This is a genomic window from Bradyrhizobium zhanjiangense (genome assembly GCF_004114935.1).
Classification (GTDB): Bacteria; Pseudomonadota; Alphaproteobacteria; order Rhizobiales; family Xanthobacteraceae; genus Bradyrhizobium; species Bradyrhizobium zhanjiangense.
In genome coordinates, this window is record NZ_CP022221.1 from 1,962,509 (window position 1) to 1,983,770 (window position 21,262).

A 21,262-nucleotide genomic window follows, 5' to 3' on the forward strand; every position below is an offset into this window, starting at 1 on the left:
TGAAACCCATTGTTTCGTGGCTGGCCAAATCAGCAAGATTAAGGGCTGGACCGCAGGGTGATTCACATCAAAGTACCGGCGCCGCGCCGGGTTAAATGCGCGGCGTTTATTGTCTCAGCTGCAATCCCCTACCTGGATCAAATTCGCCGATTTGCCCTAAGTAGGGTTAACGCCCTTCTGTTTCACCCAGTTCAGAAACCCATCGATATCGTCGGTCAGCTCCGGGGAATGAGCGTACGCGTCAAGCTCAACCGCGGCCCTTCGGACGACTGAGATCACGAACCCTTCCATACCTGCCCGGTCAAGGCTGCGTGCGTTGAGGGTTGACGATGTCCCGTGCAGGATGCGCGACCGATCACGGACAATGCGGCGTGCAAATTGCCGTGCGTTGATCAGGGAGCCCGGGTTTATGGGGTCCTCCGCTCCCAGTCCAAAGAACGCACTCAGAATCTCCAGCATGCGCTGCTCGCTGCCTCTGGTGCTTTCCGAGCCTAGAAGGACCTCCAAGGCCGTTCGAGCTTCGCTATTGCAATAGTGTCGATAGATTCGGCGCGAGCCTGATGCAACCAGTACGCGGCGTCGCACCGAGCACGTTCAAGCGTCGGCAGGCGGAATGAGCCAGACGCAAACGAACGCACGATATTTCCGACAGCCGCAATGACACGAGCGGCTTTCCGCAGAATGTCCTCTAGCGTTCCGCGGCCGATCGCCAGCCCGAGCTCTTTGCGCGTCCATCCGCACTATGATAGCCGCCAGCTTCCGACACAGTTCGCTTTTCGAATGTTCCCCGTCGCGCATCAAGTCGCGCCATGCTGCTCGTATCAAAAAGCGGGGCGGAGAGTTGAGGCACCACGATGGCCAGATCGACTGCAAGCTCGGCGATTTCTTCGGCGCGTCTCTGCTCGCATCCATCCACGGAGACGACGCGTGCCAACCAATCGGCATCGCCGTCGCGCATCCATTGCAAGAGATCATCAAATCCTCGGCGGTCTAAGACAATTTCGCCGTCGCCGTGGGGCCAGAAGTCGCTCGTCTTCACGATCAATGTACTCGAACGTAATCGGCGCCCGATCTCGAAGCGAGGCGCCGCCGTTCGTATAATCAGGCACGGCACGAAGACACGCCGGGACGAGGCCTTGCCGGCAAACCAGCGTGCGAAGTGCGCGACTAGCTCCTCAGCGTCGATGCCTGCAATCCTCGACGGTTCGCGCTCGACGTAACGTTCAATGAAGCTAAACAACTCGGTCTGGACATCCGCATAGGTCGACCCTCGCTCCATTGCGGGGAGCCGGTCCAAAAGGCAGTCGGTGAGATCGGCAAATGCCTGATGACCTGGCATCCGGATTGAAGTGATGCCGCCTGCCGCTTCTCTTACGTGCCGAGACCTTCCTTGCGTAAGAACTCTTGGGTCATGCTCTCAAACGGCAATGGGCGCTGCTCAAGGTGGCTCGCAATCGTTCGCAGCAGACCGACTTCCCGCGGCAGCGTTTCCGGCATACGACGGTTCTCTCCTCAGAGGACAACATCTTGAGATGACATGCGCTAAGTCGCGGGCGGCGAACTAAATTCGATTTCAGTCACCAGGGCAAAGTTGCCAATCGGAAGAGGGGCCAATAACTGCGCCAACTCAACCCCCGATCGGGCACTCCCTGCCTCGCATTGTTCCGTGATCATTTTGGTGACGCCATCCGCCATCCGACCTAACACGCTCTCCAGTGTTCCAAGCACGGTGTCGATATCCAACGACCAGTCGAATGCCGTAAAGATAAACTGGCTGACCGGCGGACGGATCGGGTGCAAGAACGGGTTGCCAAGCTCAAACAGGGCTTTGCCCTCAGGAACGCTACCCGATGATATGGTTACGAAGCTGCCGCCTAAAAGGTTCGGCGGATCGCTCCCCAGGCCTGAAATCAGAGCGAGGAGCATCGGAACGATTGCCGCTGTGACAAGCTTCCGGTTCTGGTAAAGTGGCACGGCAAGCGCAACCGTTGCCGGCCCGAGCAGGAAGTGCACGAACTGCGCACCGGCAAAGTAGGTGGAATACGAAGTGCCGGTCAGGACGAGAAACAAGGCGATGATCCACATCGCATGCAGGACAGGGTTGGCTAGCGGATGACGGCGCGTCGCAGCCGATACAGCATCTGTGGTCGTGTACACCAGCAGTGTGACCGTCAGCCAAAGAAGCGGTGACTGTGAGAGAAAGACCCACAGTGAGAACGGGTTCTCCATCAGCTGGTGCCTTATTGCCTCATCAGGCGACTGGTCAGCCTGAATGTTAGAACAGTCACGAGCAAGGTCACGATAACAGATAGCGCGAGAATCAATATGATGGCGATACCGTGCGCAGCGAGCAAATCGAGCTTCTGCACAACGCCAACGCCAGCCGGCACGAATAGCAGTGACAAATGCTTAAGCATTCCATGGCTGGCATACTCGACACCATTGCCCCCAAGCGGGCCGCGGGCGACCACTCCAAAGCGGTCGCGAGCAAGCAGCAGAATCAGCAGGAACACGAGCCCGAGCACGGGGCCCGGCAGCGGCAGCCCGAGAAGCCGTACGACGACTTCGCCGGTCAATTGGCAGAGAAGAATGATGCTTAGAGACGCGATCATGGAAGTCTTTGCTACTGACTGCATCAAGCTGCCGAATTCATGCTTGTCAACCGCCGATCGGCTGGGCAGTTACGCGACTATCGCTCGGCCGCAATGGCGTCAACCAAACAGTCTCGGCTTTTGGGGGCGTGCCGGGTCCGCTTCTTTATGGCCGCTCGCGTCAGGGCCAGCCCGTCCGGATCTGCAACCCTCGGCAGGCTCTGCGTGTTTTGTCGATTCGGCGGGACTTCCGAAGTTGCTTCCCTCAAGCAGCTCGCGCAGGCGGTCGATGCGAGCGATCAGAAAGGCATGAGGCGGTTTTAACATCGGGAGTGGGTTCCTCGTATCGATGCGTGCAGTCCGGCGATGAAGACGATTACCAGCGTGGTAACGCGGAGTGTTGTTAACAGGATCGACCGCTCATTGTCCTCATGACGCCACTTCGAAGTCATAGCGGCAAAACATCTCGCAATAGGCGCCGACAATGACGCGTTCGTTCCACGGAAGCAATGGGGGGCGATGTTTACGTGGCAGTCGCCACTCTGGGCGAAATTCAACGAAACGACAACTTCCTCTGCTGAAATCCTGCAGGATGAGATTGCTGATCGAAAGATCTTAGCGCGCGAATCGCGCTAGTAGGTTCAACTGATCGCCTGTGCCCGGCGCATGACAATGATCTCAGGACGCGGACGCAGTATGATGCGCGAGCAACGAATCCCATTCCGGATTTCTTACAACGGCCGGAGCTTCATCTGCTCTCGCACCGTGACTGGAACCAGGAAGTTGCGTCAGACGGTAGCTGTTCCCGGCTTTGGGGTCGAGTTGGATTTGGCGATTTACAGTGAGCACAACGCTCATCCCATCTCGAGCATGGAAACAGCAGCCATCCTCATCGCTACCGAGATGGTCGTGCGCGCCAGCCACACCCGTATTGCGCGGCGGCGCGGCGCCCCACGCTCTTAGTTGTATGTTGTTTCCTCAGGAAGCTTGTTTTCGGTGGTCAGCGCTTTCTCGGAGGTGATCGCGGTCGGCTGGCAGCTTGCACAGACCGACGAACTCTATGACGACGTCTCCGCGAGCTTGCTGCGTGCCTTGAGCGGAGTTGTCGTATCGGTCGCGTTGATCGTTCCGCTGGGCCTGGCCTCCGTTGGCTGGTATGTGCGGCTCGGCAATCTCCTGAACCAGTTCATCTAGATTTGCCGCAACACTGCGCCGCTGGCGCTGCTGCCGGTGTTCATCTTGCTGCTCTGGATCGGCGAAATCTCGAAGATCACTATGATGATCTATAGTTGTGCCTGGCCGCTCCCGCTCAACACGATCGCCGCGGTGAAACAGGTCGATCCGCTCCTGATCAAGTCAGCACGGACCATGGGCGCGACGCCGCAGCAACTGTTCCGCAAGGTGATCCTTCCTGCGGCGCTTCCGACCATATTCGTCGGTATTCGTCTTGCTAGTGCCCCCGCCATACTCGTGCTGCTCGCCTCCGAGATGGTAGATCCCAAGGTCGGTCTCGGCTATCTCATCATCAACAGCCAGTACAGCTTCCTGATCCCACAGATGTATTTCGGCATTTTGGGCGTCGCGGTCATCAAGCTTGTGTTCAATGCTGTTCTCGAGACGCTGGAGGGCCACTTCATGCGATGGAAGGCACCGGTGACGCCATGAGTTTGCAGAGTTGCGGATATTTCTTTTTGCTCAGCGCGCCGGGGCGGCAGAGCCGTTGCTACGAGTCTAGCTTTAAGGTCACATGGCGAATGCCGCCGCTACTGCATAATTAGGATAGGATGGTTTCAATCGCATCACTGGAGGCGGCGATCTGCTGGGCGAGCATGATCCCCCGCGCCATCTCCTCGTCTCGGTCGACAAAGTCGCGGGTCTCGTCGGCCGCCGTTACGAAAATTGTTGCAATCAGTTCCGGTTCCGGCGGCAGCGGGATATATTCCTTGGCGCCGGCATGGATCGCCGCGTCCGCGGCGCGGGCGTCGTTGGTGATGCCGCAGGCGACGATCGGCACGTAAATGTGCTCGGCCTCCAGCCGCATTACGAGGTCGCGGATGTCGAGCCCGGCGTCGACCAAGAGCAGGTCGGCGCCCTTGCCGCCGCGCAACACCCGCATCGCCAGTTCATGATCCTCGGCCTGGGTAACAGTCGCGCCATTGTCGATGGCGATCTTGGTGGCTGTCGTGAGCTGGTCCTTCAAGGTGCCGACAATAAGAAGCCGCATGCTATTATCCTATACGTCTGTTCGATCGTCCACGACGCGAGTCTATGAGATTTCACAATATGCTTTGCATCGTCATGATGACGCCGAGCTTGTCTTTCAACAGCACCATCCCGACGCCACTAGGCAGTGATTCCTCAGTCAATCTACGTATGGTTGCTGAATGCCGGCCGCCGGTCAAGCTCAAATCTGCACTGTGCGGCGCGCCCGGAGCACCACTTCTATTGGAGTATCAATCATCTTGATCTGGGCCCCTGGAAGCAGTCCACGACGGCTGGACAAGCCGATGAACAACACCGGCCGCCGCGACGAGCCCGATCTGGTGTCGGCCAAGAAAGTGGCGCCCAGTTTGCCGAAGCAGGCCTGGCGCACGGTGACCTGGCGCGAAGGCTCGGCCGAAAAGCTGTCCTCGCGCTTTGCACGTGTCCGTGTCCGCGTCGTACAACAAAGGTATCCCTGAGCAGCTGTCGCCGGAGTGGTTGCTGATCGAGTGGCCCAAGGCGAAAAAGAGCCGACCAAATACTGGCTCTCCACGCTGCCGGACACCATCGACTTCGAAAGGCTCGTCGATCTGGCCAAGCTACGCTGGCGCATCGAGCGCGACTATCAGGAGCTCAACCAAGAGGTCGGGCTCCGGTCACTACGAGGGACCCGGCTGGCGCGGCTTCCATCATCACGCGACCCTCTGCATCGCGGCTTACGGCTTCCTTATCGCCGAGCAGGCAACGATTCCCCCTCAGGACCACGTTCCACCGCGGTTCCAAGCACCTCGCTTACCCGACGGTTACAGACCTAGAGGCTCCCCCTTGCGGCCTGAGCGCCACGTTCCGAACTCCATCGCGACCATCCGCTCGCGCCTAATCCAAAACCGTCAAAAGCCTTACCACGATGCCCTTGCTGCGGCGTCATTGCAGCTTCAAATGGACGCCGACGATCATAACGCAGTAAGACCATCCTACGCTTCCAGCTAGAAATTAAGAGCCTCGCGTCATGGAGCACAAGGGCAGGGCCGCTCCCCGTGCTCCCCAAGGCGGGAAGCCACGCTGCTGGGAAACAGCGCACTACTTCGGCGTCGCTCAGACTCAGCGGGCGTTCCGATTGTCGCCCTCGTCGCTCTTTACGACGTTGCGCAAGACAATTTCGGAAAGCTCCACAACCAGCTGTTTGAGACGTGCAATCTCTTGCTTGCAGCGCCTCAATTCGCGCTGGTCATCTGTCATCTCCGATGTTTCAGGCTGGCTGATATTGCTGTCTGTCATGCTTGATGTAGGACCATCGGACCGACGTCACCTTCCGAACGACAAAGGATGACTTCACCATACGACACTAGGGTCGACTCCAGCGACAAATACCTTGGTCCCGCGGACCGTGCTACGACAGATACGACGTAACGAGCGAACAATTTCGTTTCTCGCCTGAGTCCGTCATCTCGGCGGTGCGTTTCGTACAAAAGGCATCATAAACATCACGACCGCGCCGTCGTCACCGTCAGGTGAAGCCTTTGCCCGTCCTCCATCAAGAGAGATAGTAGCTGGCAGTCGCTCGCGGGCTTGCTGATGGCAATCGCGACCTTGCGCCGCCCGGAATAGTATCTCAGGAGGGCTTCTTTGACGTCCTCTGCAAGGATTTCTCGAGGGTCTGAAAGCGCGGTAGCTATCATGCTCTTTTTTGACCCTCTCAATTCCTGAACGGAAAGCGGATCATGCGCATGAGTAGACGAGCCTCGACGTGGATGCCAACCGGAGAGACCATGAGCAGCTTGGAATGAACGCGACACTGACGGCACACTAGAGGAGCGCGGGGACTTTTTTTGCGTTTTATGACGGATAAGCGACGAAAAAAGGCGGCAACGCGCCGATCCGCGCTGCAGACACCGTACCAGCGTTTGGTCAGTCTTCGCATGGAGTCTCAACGGGCGCACCTTTACGCGATCCAATACGACCATCGTCTTGAAGCCCTTAATGTCCGGGTTCACACAGGATTATCGCCGAGTGAACTCCTCGTATTCTTCCATGCTAGTGGCGTATAACGTATAGGAGGAAGTCCGCGTCTCCGTGACGTCGAATCCGTTGACGACCTCGGCTGATGATTTGATGGCCCTTTTGAATCTATCAGATGATATCTGACCGCTCCCGCTCCATAGTCCCTAGCACAAGCATTTGAACAGGCCGTCCTATCGCCTTCGTCGAAAGGCTGCGGTAAGAGTCCCATCAGTTCAGAGTTGTAAGTCAGGGATGTTGGCGTGCACGGTGGAAGGCTGTGAGTGGCTTGGACCGCAAATCGGAATGCCCGTGAGTCTCTGAGCGACCCGCCGAATTGGATTCAGCGCAGGCAGGCGAGGAGACGAATGACCGTCGGCAAATATCAGTTCAGGCACGAGCTGCGAAAGCTGATCGAGAAGCTCATCACCGCATCGAGCACGTTCCAAGACTACGTCCTTATCACCGGGCAGCTAGAAGAGGCGCGGTACCTGTTGGACCTGGAGGCCGAGAAGTTTCCGGATGAGGAGGTCGACGCCTTCGAATTGTAGCCCTTCGCGCTAGCTTAGAGGACAGTACCCGCAGCGGACCTCGACATGGCCCGGATTGCCGTCATCGCTTCGGATGGAGGTGCTGAAATACACTGGATAAGACGGCCAAATGCAGGATTTTGGCGCGAACCTGCGTCTCGTTGCATTATCGATTAGGTAATGCTGCAATGTGAAGCCGAGACGACACACTCAGGTGAAGGAGATTGCCCGTTCGTTGCGTACAGTGTTGGTCGGAGCAAAAGGCGCCCAAAGCGCTGGCAAAGTCAGTGCGCCGGCCCAGCCAGAACCAGGGGGCAACGCGGATGGGAGATATAATGTTCGAACGCGATGGTGACTTGATCTCTCAACTTCTGCTTTACGCGATCCTGTTGCTTATTCTTGCGTCTCTGCTGATTGCTGCATGGCAGATTGCAGGATGACCGAAACCGATCGCCGTATGACTAAACCGATCCGCGAGTTGCTGGAGGCTTTGATCGATCGCGATCGTGGCAGGGAAATCGGGTTCGCGGCAACAACTCTCTGCTGCGTAACAATCATTCCGTTGCCGCGCAGATCCAATTTCAGGTTCGTGCCCGAATGACAGCCCGAACAAGGTCGCGCTCTTCATCGACGGCGCCAATCTCCATGCAACCGCCAACCAGAGCTGCGAAAGCTGGCATGGCCCCATGGGTGCGTCCTTGGGCCAACTGTCCAGGCGGCCTCGTTCACAGACTCCAAGAAAGGTGCATTTTAGAGGCGTCCAAAGGCACAGCCCAGCCAGGGGGTTAACCCAGGTCAACGAACTGTGGTGACGGGTACTGGTGCCGGCCGGCTAGGCGTTGCGTCCCTAGAAAGGCGGATGGGAGCGATGGATGCGAAGTCATCCGGTAACCTTTCGAAGAGAAGGTGGATTCGCGCAATTATGGCGCAGCGCAGGAGGGAGCTTTCGATCAAACTCAGGTTGTGATGATTGTCTGTGTCGTTCGCTTCGGAGCCCGCCTACGCGGCGCGTCGCAACACCAGCTTTGCGCAAACCCGCAAAGTACCAAGGGCAAACAGTGCGCACGCGAGGTGGCAAGGGCGATCGCGATTCGATGGGCGCACCCGCGACCAGATCTGGGCCGCGTGTCTTGGTCGATGATGGTCGCTTGACTTCCTGCACGAGCCTCGAAATGCCTACGAGTTGTCGGGGTTCGCGGAGCGAGGCTAGATCAGGGGCCAGCTGTTGTTGCGCTTCGGGGCTCATTCGGCGTGAAGGCCGCGTAACATTCTCGGCATTTCCGAGCACTTACGGCGACCACCGCGCCGGCGCGGGTTGGTGAGCACCGCCGACGACGCCGACCGTTATCAAAAACTTCAAGCCGAGTGACAAGAGGACCGTCAGTAAGGATATCCATAAGGACAGTCAGGACCCGGGGCAATATCTGCAAGGCGGCCGCCCTCGGAAGAATACATTTGGACCACTAGCGCGGCATTTCCAATACGCGAGGCTAACTTGCTCGCTGTTCGCAGGCGGCCGTATCTGGGAAGAGAAACCAGGGTTTGATGCTGATCCCTTTGCGAAGCGAATACATGTAGAAGATTGGAAGGCTTTGGGGAAAAAGCCCTCGAAATTCGCTTCCATTGAAGGTGATGAAAATTGAGTCAGGAAATGCGCGTTCGACCGCACGTTTTTCGACCATGTTCATCCGGTAATATTCTAATGCGCCCTCTTCACAACTTCCATTTCCGCGATACCATTTCATCGCGCTCGCAAGCAGCCGCTGGAACGTCGGCTCCGGTACGATCTCATCGATTAAAGGACTTGTGTTATCCGCTTCCGCGGCCTTTGTGAGGTCGCCCAACCAACAGCTCTCGAAACCGCGTTCGCGGGCGCCATCCGCAACCTCATCAAAATATTGGCGTATGTTCTGTGATGAATGTCCGTTCAATTCCGCATGGGTATCGGTGAAAATCAATCTCAGTGCTGCCCCGGGCGCGTATGTTTTATTGATTCGGCGGGTGAAGGCAGCCAAATAGTTCAGGCATTCGAAGTCCGGCTTGTCGATGTTGGACCGCGGACCTTTGCCCCAATAGAGCACAAACGGAACGGGATTTCTTAGCGCCATTGATTTGGAAATGCTCTGCAACATTGCAACAGCATTATCAGGCTGCTCACGCTTAAAAGCCCAGGTATTAAAGGCTTGCAGGACCTTTTCTGGCACGATCTCCTTGGCTCGAGGAGGGGCAGGCACCGCAATTTCGATTGGTCCTCCAAATCCTCCGTCAACTGCTTTGTTGCCAAACGGTTTCGGACAAGCCGTTATTTCAGTGTTGGTTAATGGGTCTTCTTTCGAACCAACCGTATCGCAACCCGACATATGAACTCCGAAAGAAGATCTTTTTATCGCGGGGTTAATAATCGGTTATTTTTCTCAACGTCAACTCGGAAGAGTGGTGGCCCATCTATTAAGGTTAACCTTCCACGATCGGTTGCCGCTCAATGAAGTTAAGTCGCCCGAAATATCCGACGAGTAAGCCCTGCCGATAGGGGGCCTGTTTTCGGCATGAATTTACAAATCCTAGAGCTGCCAAAGCTGATTGCTGAGCGTCGAAGCTCGGCAATTTTCGGCCTGGTGATCATCACCATGATGTGGGCAGGAGTTGCTGTAAAATACTTCGGCGATGTTCGGGGGGACCAAAGAGAGGCGTATCGGGACGCTCATAATTTTGCGCTGGTATTCGAAGAGAATGTTCTTCGATCAATCGGAGAAATTGATAAGGCGCTCCTATACTTGCGACGGAGCATTGAGACTCGGAAAAATTCGGTTAGTTTTAGCGCTATTGCCAACACGACCGACGTGCTGAGCGACATCATCGTCCAAGTCGCCATTATTGATGACAAGGGAATTATGCGCGCGTCGAACAGTGGTCCTCAACCCGCGCCTGCCCTGGATCTAAGCGATCGGGAGCACTTTAAGTTTCATTTGAACAACATCGCGGATCAGCTTTTTATCAGCAAGCCGGTGGTTGGCCGCGTCAGCGGAAAATGGTCCGTGCAATTCACACGCCGCTTCGTGAACAGTGACCAGACGTTCGGCGGCGTCGTCGTGGCCTCGCTCAATCCGGACCATTTGACGAAATTCTACAACAATATCAATTTTGGATCGGCGGCGGCGATCGCCCTGATCGGAAGTGATGGCGTGGTTCGTTCGAGTGGCGGGAGCGCGGTCGGTTACGCACTTGGAGACGATCTTAGCGGAACAGAATTGCTCGACCAAATGCGAGCCGGGGTCGAAACCACATTTGAGAGCGTTGATCCTGCCAACAACGAGGCGCGTTTCATTACTATCCGCAAGGTCAAGGGCTATCCGTTGTGGGTCAGCGTTAGCTTGAATAAAAGCCAGATCTTGGAAAGCTCTCGGAACGCCCTCAAGTTGAATTCGTTGGTGGGCACCGTACTTACTTTGCTGGTTCTCATTGCTCTTGAGCAGCTTCTACGGATAGACGCGAAGGCAAGACAAAAAGCGAATCAGCTTGACCTCACGCTCGAGTATATGAACCAAGGAATTATGCTGGTTACCCATGATCAGCAGATTCCGATTATCAATCGTCGCTGCGGCGAGTTGCTCGATTTGCCCGTAGAGTTCATCCAGAACCCACCAAGAGTCGATCAGCTTGCCGAATACGAGACACCTACGGGTAGATTGACCGAGGCTTCTGTTCGGATCTTGGCAGATCTTGTCGCAGGAGAACTTGGCGTTAGCGAACGAACGATGCCGGATGGATCAATCATCGAGATTCGCAGGGAAAGTCTCCCCGATGGTGGATTCGTCCAAACCTTCACCGACGTCACGAAAAGATCGCGTGCTGAAGCAGATGCAGTCCGCCTTAGTTCTGAGGATTCACTCACCGGTCTCCCAAATCGGCGGATGTTCCGCTCCATGCTCGACCAGATGAGCCGCCGGCAACCACCGGCGGTAGACAACGGGCAGGCAGGGGCGGAATTCGCCGTCCTGTTTCTTGATCTTGATCGTTTTAAAGCTATCAACGATACGCTTGGGCATCAGACCGGTGACTTGCTCCTGCAGGAGATGACCCGGCGCTTAAAGAGTACGCTCGGTGCAAATGAAGTGCTGGCACGCCTCGGCGGGGATGAATTCGCAGTTGTTGTGCCGACGGTTGAGTCTCGACCAGCGATCGAGGCCCTGGCGAATAGCATGATCGAGGCAGCACAGAAGCCCTTTGAGATTGGCGGCCACCGAATCCGTTCTGGAATCAGTATCGGTATCGCCATTGGACCGTGCGATGGAGCAAATTGCGACGACCTTCTGATTGCCGCCGATCTGGCACTATACGCAGTCAAAGCCCAAGGTCGCGGCAGCTATAGATTCTATCATGCTGCAATGAACAGGGAGCTTCGGGAACGACGGCGGCTTGAGATGGATCTGCGCGAGGCGATCGAGCAAAATGAGATGGAATTATATTATCAGCCCATCCTCAATATGCGGAGCAACACCATAACCGGATTCGAAGCCCTGGCGCGATGGCGCCATCCGGTCAATGGCATGGTACCGCCGGCAACATTCATCGCGGTAGCGGAGGATACTGGACTCATCCAACCTCTTGGCGAGTGGGCGCTGAGAGAGGCGTGCCGCTGCGCCGCGCACTGGCCGAACGACCTTACGATAGCGGTCAATCTTTCTCCGATTCAATTTGCAGCTTCCAATCTCTCCGAGGTCGTGAGACGCGCCCTGGCGGAAACCGGACTTCAGCCGCATCGCCTTGAGCTTGAAATTACCGAGGGAGTATTCATGACCAATAATGAATCCACCCTATCTACCCTGCGTCAGTTGAAGCAACTCGGCGTCCGTATTTCGTTGGACGATTTCGGTACCGGGTATTCCTCTCTCAGTTATCTCCGCAGCTTCCCATTCGACAAAATCAAGATAGATAGGTCGTTTGTTTCTGACCTTGCTGAAGGCACCGAGCATGTTGTGATTGTGCAAGCCGTGGTGAGTATTGCTCGCGCTCTGGGAATGACCACGTTGGCAGAAGGCATCGAAACCGTCGGACAGTACGAATTTCTCGCGGCGCTCGATTGCGACGAAGGGCAAGGCTATCTGTTCAGTCCGCCTGTTCCAATAGCGAAAGTTCCTGAAATGATTGCCAAATGGTCACCCGGGCGCAAATTTGTCGCCTAGAGTTTGGGACCGCTCGTCTAGCCAGCGACTTTCTGAAGGCTGTATTCTCCAGTTTGTTCACCGGAGATCAACTTCTTGGTTGGTCGCCGAGCCTCGTGCACGAGCAGGAACAGGCCCGATGCAACAACAATGGCGGACCCGATCAGAAGCCAAAGCGTCGGTACATCGTCCCAAACGAAAAATCCGATCGCAAGTGCCCAGACGAGCGTCAGGTAATAGAATGGCGAGACGGCGGCGGCCGGGGCTAGGTGGAGTGCTTGCGTCCAAAAATATTGTGCCGCGGCGTTTGTAAGACCGCTCAGGGTCAACATGATTGCGTCAGCCGGCGCGGGCATCCGGAATCCAAACAGCAGCAAGAAGGAGTGAAAGAAGGTTACTGTAAGCATCTGCCACATCAACAGCGTCTTTGCAGATTCTGTTGCGGTCATTCCGCGAACGGCAACCGTGACGCTGCCATACATAACCGCGTTTGCCAGCGCAAACAATGCGCCAATCTGCAACGAATCTGCACCTGGATTTACCACAACGAGAACCCCGACGAATCCCGTTACCAGCGCGCTCCAACGCGCGATTCCGGCACGCTCCTTAAGCCAGATAAAAGACAGCAAGGCCGCCCACAACGATGCAGAAAAATTGATTGCGATCGCTCCTGCAAGCGGCATCAGACTAACGGCGATGACAGTGAACGTCTGCGAGATCGACTGCGACAGCCCGCGCGCAAGGTGGGCGCGGGGCCGCCGAGTGTTAAAGACTGACATGCCCGTTGCCGGCAGGATCAATGCGGCACAGAGGACAAACGCAGAAGCGGAGCGAAAGAACATAACCTCGCCAACGGGATAGAGAGCGGCTTGCCATTTCGATAGTGCGCTCGATAGTGCGAACATCACGCTCGCGGCGATCATGCAGTATATTCCGCGAACAACGTCATCCTTCCGCAAGCCGGGAATGGCCATCGGGTTCTGTGGATGGCCAGCGGTGTCCGTAAGATCGCTCATCATGCGTTCCATGAAATTGGAAAGATAGCGTCAGCGTTTGCCGCGGCACTATCGCTCGCGAGCCACCAACAAAAGTTGGTCTCACTTAGCTTAAGTCTTAAGGAAGTGTTATGGGTAACAGAAACAATTCTTGGTTAATTTTCGCGAAACATGGCGGCGTCTGATTGCCGAACAGCCGAGCCGAATACCCGTGCCCCAGGCAATTGCCGAGGAAATGTCTAAATGTGTTCATTTTCTTCCAACTAAATCTGGAGCCATTCGGGATAGGTTGCCGACACTGAAATCTGAATTGGGTGGGAGCGGCAATCGTGAAAGTTGAGCTTAACGACGTGCGTTCTGGCAAGGAAAGTAAAACTCTCGTCTCTTCCCACTTGATATGCTTGGACGGAACGTGGTGGGCAATTGATGTCAACGATCCAGATCTAGAAGCTCATTTGAAGCAGTCGGCTCGCTGCGGCGTTGTGCTGTCAGCTGTGCGTGAACGGAAAACCATTAATGGACCCGAACTGCCGCGCAAGGGGCGCCAGCGTCGATCGGCTCAAGACCGCGGTGGTCGAGGAGCAGAAGCTCGATGCGGTCGAGATCGTATAATAGGCGTTGATGGTGACCGTCGCCGCGCGCCAGGCGAGCTCGGCGAACAGTCGCGATAGGCGCTTATAGAGCACGAAACGATTGTCGCGGCAGGGCTTATTTGCCGAATCTGAAGGTCAGCCAGTAGGACGCCGCCGGCCCTTCTGGCCTCTGGTTCAGATGGCCATTTTGACAGTCGCACGCATCGTGCTCCTAAATGTTAGGTCCTCGTTGAGCGGGCTCCGTTCATTATCCGCGGAGCTTGTTGGGTCTCGCCGGAGACCAGCCAGCTGTCGTCAGTGCATGGATGTCGCTGCGGTTGTGACGCTGGATCGACGTGGAACAGCTCTAAGGTCGAGATAGGTTTCCAAGATGGCAGAGTTCCTATCATCTTCATAATCATGGTCTGATCCCCACTGCGATGAGATTGCCTGTCCCGATCTCGGCCTCCAGGAGCTTCATGGGGGCGCAGCGATCTCGGTGCGCTGCGGCTCGGGCAGCGAGTCCACGTGCGGCTTAGTCTATTCGATGAGGTTGAGAAGTCACGGAACGCCAGCGGTTGAAGCTGGTCGAAGACGTTGATACGGCTATTCGTACGCAAAGTGACGCGCAAATTATCATCGTGGAGTGGTTCGTTATTTGCGGGATGCCCTGCTGCTGCGGAACGGCGGCTTCGCGCCTCCGATGTACCTACCGATAGCGACCTAGTTGATCGATATCGGCCTTACGCTTGACGCTGAACAACAAGACGATGTGACGAACTTGGTGCAGTAGGGTGATATTGCAAGTCACATTCTTATCCTGGGATTATTCGGCTAGCAATGCCAGCGCCGCACACGGCGTCGCGCGGCATGATGGTCTATCGGTTTGCCCAAGGCGCTTCAAGCGGCAGGCGTCGACCATTGCTTATTTTGGTCGAGCAGGGCGAAGATGCGGTCGGCTGATACCGGCCGACCGATGAGATATCCTTGGACTTCATCACAGCTGGTTTGGCGCAAACACTCTAGCTGCTCGGCAGTCTCGACGCCTTCCGCGACCACGCCAATGTGCAGATCCTGCGCCAGCGTGATTATTGATTTTACGATCGCCGCGCTATCCGGCCGTGTTAGCATGTCGCGTATAAAGGACTGATCGATTTTGATGCGGGTGTAAGGCAATTTCAGCAAATAGGTCAGCGACGAAAATCCTGTTCCGAAATCGTCGAGCGCCACCGTAACCCCCAGTTGCAGGAGTGAATTCAGGATCGATGATGCCGGCCCGTACTTTGAAATCAGCATCGACTCCGTTATTTCGATTTCAAGGCGGCTAGGGGCAACTCTGGCCTCCGCCAGGACCTGCACGATTGTTTGCAGGATGCTGGTGTTATGGAATTGAGCTGCAGAGAAATTCACGGCGACCCTGAGATCAGAGGGCCAGTTCGACAGCGTTGAGCAGGCGCGTCGGACCACCCACTCACCGATCGGGTGGATCAAGCCGGTTTCCTCGGCAATTGGAATGAATTCAGCCGGCGAAATGACTCCCCGGACAGGGTGCTGCCAGCGCAGCAAGGCCTCAAAGCCGGTTACTCGGTTTTCGCGAATATCAAAGAACGGTTGGTAGACGAGAAAAAGCTCGTCTCTCCCGATCGCCTGCTCCAGATCTCGTTGCAGCGCCCTGCGATCGCGCGCTGATTTGTCGTCGCTGACCTCAAAGAAGCGTACCGTTCCGGGCCCCGCTTTTTTTGCGCGATAGAGCGCAAGGTCGGCATTTTTCAGGAGCTCATGAGGCGTATTGCCGTCGCGCGGGGCCACCACGATTCCGACGCTCGTCGTGCCCGCGACCTCGCATCTTTCGATCAGGAATGGCTCGCCGAAAGCGCCGACGAAGCGCTCGGCGATTTCCAACGCGTCTTCTACTTTGGCCAGATTGGTCATAATCAGCGCAAATTCGTCCCCGCCGATCCGCGCGACATTATCGGTCTCACGCGCGCATCGCTGCAGTCTCGCCGCGGCCTGAATGAGAAACTCATCTCCTGCGGGGTGGCCGAATTTGTCGTTCACCTCCTTAAAGCGATCGAGATCAAGGAGAAAAACCGCGAATCCCTCGCCAGATCGAGCCAACCGGTTGAGGGCAGCTTCGAGGCTTTCGTTGAAGGCGAAACGGTTCGGCAACTGGGTCAGGGCATCCCGCCGGACCCTCCGTTCGGCTTCCAATTGAGCAATGGTGCGTTTCGTGAATTCGAAAGAATGGGCGAAAACGCCGCGCAGAAGCACGAAGCCATAGGCCACAACGAGGATAGCGACGAGCAGATAGACGAAATCGCCGTTTCTGCCGAGGCAGATTGCCGTACCCACGAAAATCGGAGCCGTGAATGCAACGGCCGCCACCGGAATCGTAGCGAAGGCGAATGCTCCGCCCGCGAGCATCCCGGAGCAAAGACACGTGATCACGAGTTGGCCGCCATTCGAGGCGTCGGCGAAGAAAGCTACCGGAACGACCGCCCAGGCGGTTCCAAGAACGAGCGCATTTCGCACCAGCCGATGCATGGCCTGTCGGGAGACGAACTGCGGCTTCGTAATCCGTCGGGATAAACGCGCCTTCAAGCCTATCGATAACGCGCCGCAAACCACGGCAGCTGCCCAGATCAGGGCATAGTTTCTGTTGGGCGAGTGCCAGAGGGCAATTGCAAGCACCGTCGCATTGCAAGCGTTGGCCAGCATTATGGCCAGGGAATAACCGAGCACAAGGGAGATCTGCTCCGCGCGAATGTGCCCTGCGACCGCTTCATCTGTCGCAGGGCCGCCGAAAGCCGCCAGGTCCCCCGCGAATAGCTTCGAGAGATACGAGCTCAGATATGTCCTCATCTGGGACCCCCGCAGGACTGGCTCTAACGTTGCCGCCAGTACTGGAAGGTCGCGGCAAACATTTGAGAAAAGATAAATTCTTGGAGTTCGCCACGTCCGGCGCGGCATGGGGTGGCCGAACTCATTATTTAGCGTGGCTAAGGCCGGGCCGAGAGCTGGGCGACCCCCTTGTCCTCCGTCACCCGCAAATGCGGGGGCACAGTTCTGTACGTTGCGTACTGACCTATACCTTTAATCGATCGCCGAATTCAGCTCAGCGGCCATGATGGCATCTTGTGCGCTAACCTGCGGTTGGCCGGTATGAGATCGACGGTGCTCTAACGCATCGCAAGTTACGGCCGCCTGCGCCGAGGACTTTCTCTATCGATGAGATCGGTAACGCAGCCGATCGTGGTCGCCCGACATTTCGCCGCCTTCCCGCGCCATATCCGATAGAACGAAGCAATGCTGCGGGTTCACCCCAAAAAATGCACTATACGAACGCAAGGGCAGCTCTAACGTCGCCGGCCAATAGAGGTGATGTGTGGGGCACGACGATCTCCGCATCCCTCTAACGGGTGTCCCATTCCCGAGACCTAAGTACGAGCGCTGGCGGCAGAAGGCGCTCGAGGCGGTGGCCGGCTGTTTTCTCGTCGAGCCAAGGCGGGACTACTGCCCTCGCTCCTACTGAGCAATCGTGGGTGTTTCATGCGCAATCGTGACCTCGTCTCCGACAGCTTCCTGACAGTGACCGCGGTCGGTCTGGTGGTGCTCTGCTCGAGCCTGCTTGCCTTTGCGTTCACTTAAAAGCGAACGCGCTCGTTGCGTTTCGCGCCTTGACCATGATCTTTTCGGAAAACAGGTGCCCGGATCACACTCTAACCTTCGCGGGAGCGGTGAGATGAGCAATTTCAGCCAGGAAAGCGTGCTGAGCGTCCATCACTGGACCGACAATCTCTTCAGCTTCACCACCACGCGGAATCCATCGTTCAGCTTCCGCAGCGGCGAGTTCACTACGATCGGGCTCAAGGTCGACGAAAAGCCGCTGCTGCGTGCCTACGGCCTCGCCAGCGCCCGTTACGAGGATCGGCTGGAATTCGTCTCGACCAGGGAGCCGAACGATCCCTTAACCTCCCGTCTGCAGCATTTGAAGGAGGGCGATAAGATCACGGTGAGCCGCAAGGCGACCGGGACGCTGGTCATCGATAATCTCGAGGATGGGCGCAATCTCTATCTGATTGGCACCGGCGCTGGACTTGCTCCGTTTCTGAGCGTGATCAAGGATCCTGAAACCTATCTGCGATTCGGAAATGTCGTGCTGCTGCACAGCTGCCGCCGCGTCGCCGAGCTTGCCTATGGCGAAATGATCACCGAGAAGCTACCGAGCGACGAGCTGCTCGGGGATTTCGTGCGCTATCAGCTGATCTATTATCCGACCGTCACCCGCGATCCGTTCCGCAACCGCGGCAGGATCACCGACCTGATCGCGTCAGGCAAGTTGTTTTCGGACCTCGAACTGCCGGAACTCGAGCCGCAGCATGACCGTGTCATGATTTGCGGCAGCCCTGCGCTGGTGCGCGATACCCGCGAGCTGTTGGTGGGGAGGGACTTTGTTGAAGGCAGTCACGGCAAGCCGGCGCAATTTGTGGTCGAAAACGGCGTTTGAACGGTAGCCCATCGCGTGAAATCGAGCCAGGGCCTGAACTGTCACCGTCGTGACCCTGAAAGGGTGCTTGCTCTTTACCCACGCTTGCAGGCTCGGAAGTCCGGCACCTTTGGCGATCTGGCCGCGCACTTTGCTCACGCTGCACTCGCAGAAGAGTCCGCTGTCATGTGGCCATGCCGCCGTCGCTATCACTGCCCCTCCTGTCGGGTACTCGTTTAACTGGTCTAGTCGACCCAAGGGGCACGATCAGCAGAAGTCGAGGCCCTGCAAAAGAAGTCTAATCAGACTTGGTCACCGGGCAATGCCACGATAGTTTTCCTCGCCGTGCGACAACTTGCTCAACATGATCGCGATATTTGCCGTGTCAGGCACCGTGCTTCTGGGCTTGCTAGCCGCCAAGCACTTTTAGCTTGGCATCGCATCCGGCGCACCGGCGCACCCGACTCGTCTAACCGAACATAGCATCTCGCAGCCGGCTTGCCGTTCTGGTAGCGCCGCGCGATTTACGCCAGCAACTCCCGCTGACGCGCGTCACGTTGCGCTTTGAAAGCAGCGACGAAGACCTCAAGGCTGGCCGAGGTTAAACCGGTCTCAGTGACGAGACCCAGCCGCATGAGGTTGACCGTCTCGATCAGGCTGTCGCCATGCGTGGAACCTCCGCCGAACAGCTTAATGACAATTCTCTGCTCTCTGCGAGTCAGGTTGTTCCAGAGCGTCAAGTCGGGCATCCCGATGCCTCACGCGAATCGCTGCATGACACTGATGAATTAGCGATCGCCCAGAGGCGAAATCGTGGCAGCGGCCTCAACGCTGTGAGTAGAGGCCAGGTTTTTTGTAGTTGCCCTGATGGTGCCGAGATCGCAAGGCGACGATGATGGTCGTGCACGGAGCCGATTGGGCAGGAGCTTTTTCAGTCTTTTCTCGGCCCGAAGTCGTTCGCCAGGGACTGATCTTGTGTCCACTGCCTCAGCGCATGATCGTTGAGTGTCGAGTTGACTAGGGCATTCCAGTTGTTACCTGCCTCTTTCCATTTCGTTTTGGTCCCGCAGTAGCCGGAATGCGCTCGTTGCAATCTTGCTTGCCTCTTTACCTTCAGCAGCCTCGCGGATCACGTCCTTGAACATTTGCTCGGGAAAGATCCACCCGGCGCCCGTGAAGCGGTCGGCAAATAGGTATTCGAATGAGGCCCGAAACGTGACGGCAGCTAAAGCATCCTCGTGTTCCGTGCCTGCACTACGCACGTCAAACCATTGCAGCAGCCTCCGAACAGCGGCAGCGGGAGCAAACTGGCGATCACCGAGAGTCAGAGATACGAACATGTACGCGATGTCCGATTGAAGTTCGTTGTCCAGGGACACATACCAATCTTTGATAGCCTGAATAGGTGACATGAAATGATCCCAAGAAGGCCTAGGGAGATAGGGGCGCGCGATCTAGCACTCTTGTTCACGTACTACCACGGCTCTCAATGCAGCTTGATGGTCTCGTGAGATCCGCGGCTCACGCACCGCTTCGTCTTTGCTGTGCTGCATCGACGGTGATGCCTCGGCAGCCCGATGCGCCTCGTTTGTCGCTGCAAAGCCACAGGCTCTGAAGAGAAAAGGTGTGAAGACGGGGAAGAGGTGGTAAGTCCGACCGATGAAAACATTTCGGGCGGTTGTCCTCACATCCGAGGGCGAAATCATTCTGACGATCGGTCTAATCTGCGCCACCGAGGACGACGCCAAGGCACGCGCTGAGGATCTCCTCGAGGACGACCCTGTAGAGCTCTGGGATGGCCCGCGCAGAGTAGCGCGCTTCGAACCGAAGCAACAACCAAGTGTCTGCAAACTGTCGCCACGGAAGCGCTGAAAGTTATTGCTCGGGACTGGATCGGTAAGGCGCTGGTCGGCCTGCCGCACCAGCTCTTCTATCAGGGCGGAGAATAGGCCGATGTTCGGGCGCCCGTGCGGCTCAGCAAGACGCACCATTTGGAATGCAACCTCGCGAGAGCGATTTTCAGTCGCCGCATTGCGAGAAGATTGAAAACTACCATACGCGCGTGAATATATCGGCGCCCTTCAGTTTGCTAGGTTTACCTTTATTATCAACGTAGAACAGCGTCCAAGAGGTTGGCATCTGAGACCCCTTAATTTTTCCAACCCAGCGGGTAAAGGAATTGCACTGGGAAAAAGTAACAACAAAATACAAGCCGGTTACACTAACGGATCCGGATGCAGGATACGGGATGCCCTGGCATGCAAATCCTTGAGCATGGTTTGTGAAAATCCCCTGTATTGCTCCGCGATTGGCGGACCAAATATACAGTTCTGAACCTCGCTCATTTTTCCAGTATGAAGGAGCGGGAAGCCCCTGCGCCATGGCCTCGGCGGAAAACAACAAGGATTGGACGATGAGCAGAAGTCCCAGAAGTCTCTTCATATTGAAGCCCTAAAAGATTCGCTTAAAGATCATGTAATTTGGTGCAACTTGAGGTAACGTTCGCTCTTATCTCACATTCGCACACGGAATGCGGCGCATATCCGCCAAGTCGCGCTGGATCGCGGCACAGTCCGAATCGTCGAGCCCCGCCCTCCCTGTGAAATTATTACTGGTGGGCCCGGCAGGATTCGAACCTGCAACAGACCGTTATGAGCGGCGGGACATCGACCCGCTTCGTTGATTTTCCTGCGCCTTTCGTGGAGTTCGACCACGTTCGCTGCGGT

18 protein-coding genes and 2 pseudogenes are annotated in these 21,262 nt (G+C 56.5%); 7 read left to right on the top strand and 13 right to left on the bottom strand.

What is annotated here, in order from left to right; all coding sequences use genetic code 11:
- Positions 1–156: 156 nt before the first annotated feature.
- The 4 genes from XH85_RS09400 to XH85_RS09415 all read right to left on the bottom strand — a co-directional run bounded on the left by XH85_RS09400 (position 157) and on the right by XH85_RS09415 (position 2,612).
- Positions 157–459, bottom strand: coding sequence for a hypothetical protein (locus XH85_RS09400; protein ID WP_128931679.1), 303 nt, complete (start codon positions 457–459; stop codon positions 157–159).
- Between the two features lie 229 nt (positions 460–688).
- Positions 689–1,339 (bottom strand): hypothetical protein, encoded by a 651-nt coding sequence (locus tag XH85_RS09405; RefSeq protein WP_128931680.1) that lies wholly within the window; start codon positions 1,337–1,339, stop codon positions 689–691.
- A gap of 203 nt (positions 1,340–1,542) precedes the next feature.
- Positions 1,543–2,232: an LrgB family protein gene (locus tag XH85_RS46160; protein ID WP_245474220.1), complete on the bottom strand. Its 690-nt coding sequence runs from the start codon at positions 2,230–2,232 to the stop codon at positions 1,543–1,545.
- Between the two features lie 8 nt (positions 2,233–2,240).
- Entirely contained in the window at positions 2,241–2,612 is a 372-nt protein-coding gene (locus XH85_RS09415) for a CidA/LrgA family protein (RefSeq protein ID WP_128931681.1), read from the bottom strand.
- 975 nt (positions 2,613–3,587) lie between these two features.
- On the opposite strand from XH85_RS09415, the gene XH85_RS46165 reads away from it, so the two are divergent.
- Together XH85_RS46165 and XH85_RS46170 are read left to right on the top strand one after the other, a co-directional pair.
- Positions 3,588–3,785, top strand: a complete 198-nt coding sequence (locus XH85_RS46165; protein WP_245473910.1) for a hypothetical protein — start codon at positions 3,588–3,590, stop codon at positions 3,783–3,785.
- A gap of 21 nt (positions 3,786–3,806) precedes the next feature.
- Positions 3,807–4,256, top strand: coding sequence for an ABC transporter permease (locus XH85_RS46170; RefSeq protein ID WP_338025662.1), 450 nt, complete (start codon positions 3,807–3,809; stop codon positions 4,254–4,256).
- Positions 4,257–4,383: 127 nt separating this feature from the next.
- Here the strand turns inward: XH85_RS46170 and XH85_RS09425 are convergent.
- Positions 4,384–4,815: pseudogene (locus XH85_RS09425) on the bottom strand (sigma-54-dependent Fis family transcriptional regulator); the annotation flags it as partial.
- A 241-nt stretch (positions 4,816–5,056) separates the two neighbouring features.
- On the opposite strand from XH85_RS09425, the pseudogene XH85_RS46175 reads away from it, so the two are divergent.
- A pseudogene (locus XH85_RS46175) lies at positions 5,057–5,615 on the top strand (IS701 family transposase); the annotation flags it as partial.
- A gap of 279 nt (positions 5,616–5,894) precedes the next feature.
- On the opposite strand, the gene XH85_RS44845 reads toward XH85_RS46175, so the two are convergent.
- Positions 5,895–6,071, bottom strand: a complete 177-nt coding sequence (locus XH85_RS44845) for a hypothetical protein (RefSeq protein WP_164940722.1) — start codon at positions 6,069–6,071, stop codon at positions 5,895–5,897.
- A gap of 1,088 nt (positions 6,072–7,159) precedes the next feature.
- On the opposite strand from XH85_RS44845, the gene XH85_RS09440 reads away from it, so the two are divergent.
- Together XH85_RS09440 and XH85_RS44850 are read left to right on the top strand one after the other, a co-directional pair.
- Positions 7,160–7,342 carry a hypothetical protein gene (locus tag XH85_RS09440; protein WP_128931682.1) on the top strand — a complete coding sequence of 61 codons (183 nt, stop codon included), beginning with the start codon at positions 7,160–7,162 and terminating at the stop codon, positions 7,340–7,342.
- Between the two features lie 415 nt (positions 7,343–7,757).
- The gene (locus XH85_RS44850) at positions 7,758–7,922 is read left to right on the top strand and encodes a hypothetical protein (RefSeq protein WP_164940723.1); all 165 of its coding nucleotides are present in this window, start codon (positions 7,758–7,760) and stop codon (positions 7,920–7,922) included.
- A gap of 889 nt (positions 7,923–8,811) precedes the next feature.
- Here the strand turns inward: XH85_RS44850 and XH85_RS09445 are convergent.
- Positions 8,812–9,681, bottom strand: a complete 870-nt coding sequence (locus tag XH85_RS09445) for a hypothetical protein (RefSeq protein WP_128931683.1) — start codon at positions 9,679–9,681, stop codon at positions 8,812–8,814.
- 186 nt (positions 9,682–9,867) lie between these two features.
- Between XH85_RS09445 and XH85_RS09450 the strand changes: the two genes are divergently transcribed.
- Positions 9,868–12,504 carry a bifunctional diguanylate cyclase/phosphodiesterase gene (locus tag XH85_RS09450; RefSeq protein ID WP_128931684.1) on the top strand — a complete coding sequence of 879 codons (2,637 nt, stop codon included), beginning with the start codon at positions 9,868–9,870 and terminating at the stop codon, positions 12,502–12,504.
- Between the two features lie 17 nt (positions 12,505–12,521).
- Here XH85_RS09450 and XH85_RS09455 read toward each other — a convergent pair whose 3' ends face one another.
- The 3 genes from XH85_RS09455 to XH85_RS09465 form a co-directional block, all read right to left on the bottom strand.
- Positions 12,522–13,511 (bottom strand): DMT family transporter, encoded by a 990-nt coding sequence (locus XH85_RS09455; RefSeq protein WP_128931685.1) that lies wholly within the window; start codon positions 13,509–13,511, stop codon positions 12,522–12,524.
- A gap of 455 nt (positions 13,512–13,966) precedes the next feature.
- A complete protein-coding gene (locus XH85_RS09460) occupies positions 13,967–14,164 on the bottom strand; it encodes a hypothetical protein (RefSeq protein WP_128931686.1) in 198 nt (65 codons plus the stop codon).
- Positions 14,165–14,950: 786 nt separating this feature from the next.
- Positions 14,951–16,912, bottom strand: a complete 1,962-nt coding sequence (locus XH85_RS09465; protein ID WP_128931687.1) for a putative bifunctional diguanylate cyclase/phosphodiesterase — start codon at positions 16,910–16,912, stop codon at positions 14,951–14,953.
- An 880-nt stretch (positions 16,913–17,792) separates the two neighbouring features.
- Between XH85_RS09465 and XH85_RS09470 the strand changes: the two genes are divergently transcribed.
- Positions 17,793–18,557 carry a ferredoxin--NADP reductase gene (locus XH85_RS09470; protein WP_128931688.1) on the top strand — a complete coding sequence of 255 codons (765 nt, stop codon included), beginning with the start codon at positions 17,793–17,795 and terminating at the stop codon, positions 18,555–18,557.
- A 503-nt stretch (positions 18,558–19,060) separates the two neighbouring features.
- On the opposite strand, the gene XH85_RS09475 is transcribed toward XH85_RS09470, so the two are convergent.
- From XH85_RS09475 to XH85_RS09485, 3 genes are all read right to left on the bottom strand, one after another.
- The gene (locus XH85_RS09475) at positions 19,061–19,285 is read right to left on the bottom strand and encodes a hypothetical protein (RefSeq protein WP_128931689.1); all 225 of its coding nucleotides are present in this window, start codon (positions 19,283–19,285) and stop codon (positions 19,061–19,063) included.
- A 285-nt stretch (positions 19,286–19,570) separates the two neighbouring features.
- Positions 19,571–19,948, bottom strand: a complete 378-nt coding sequence (locus XH85_RS09480; protein ID WP_245473913.1) for a hypothetical protein — start codon at positions 19,946–19,948, stop codon at positions 19,571–19,573.
- Between the two features lie 637 nt (positions 19,949–20,585).
- On the bottom strand, positions 20,586–20,978 hold the full coding sequence (locus tag XH85_RS09485) for an avidin/streptavidin family protein (RefSeq protein WP_128931690.1): 393 nt from the start codon (positions 20,976–20,978) through the stop codon (positions 20,586–20,588).
- Positions 20,979–21,262 lie beyond the last annotated feature (284 nt).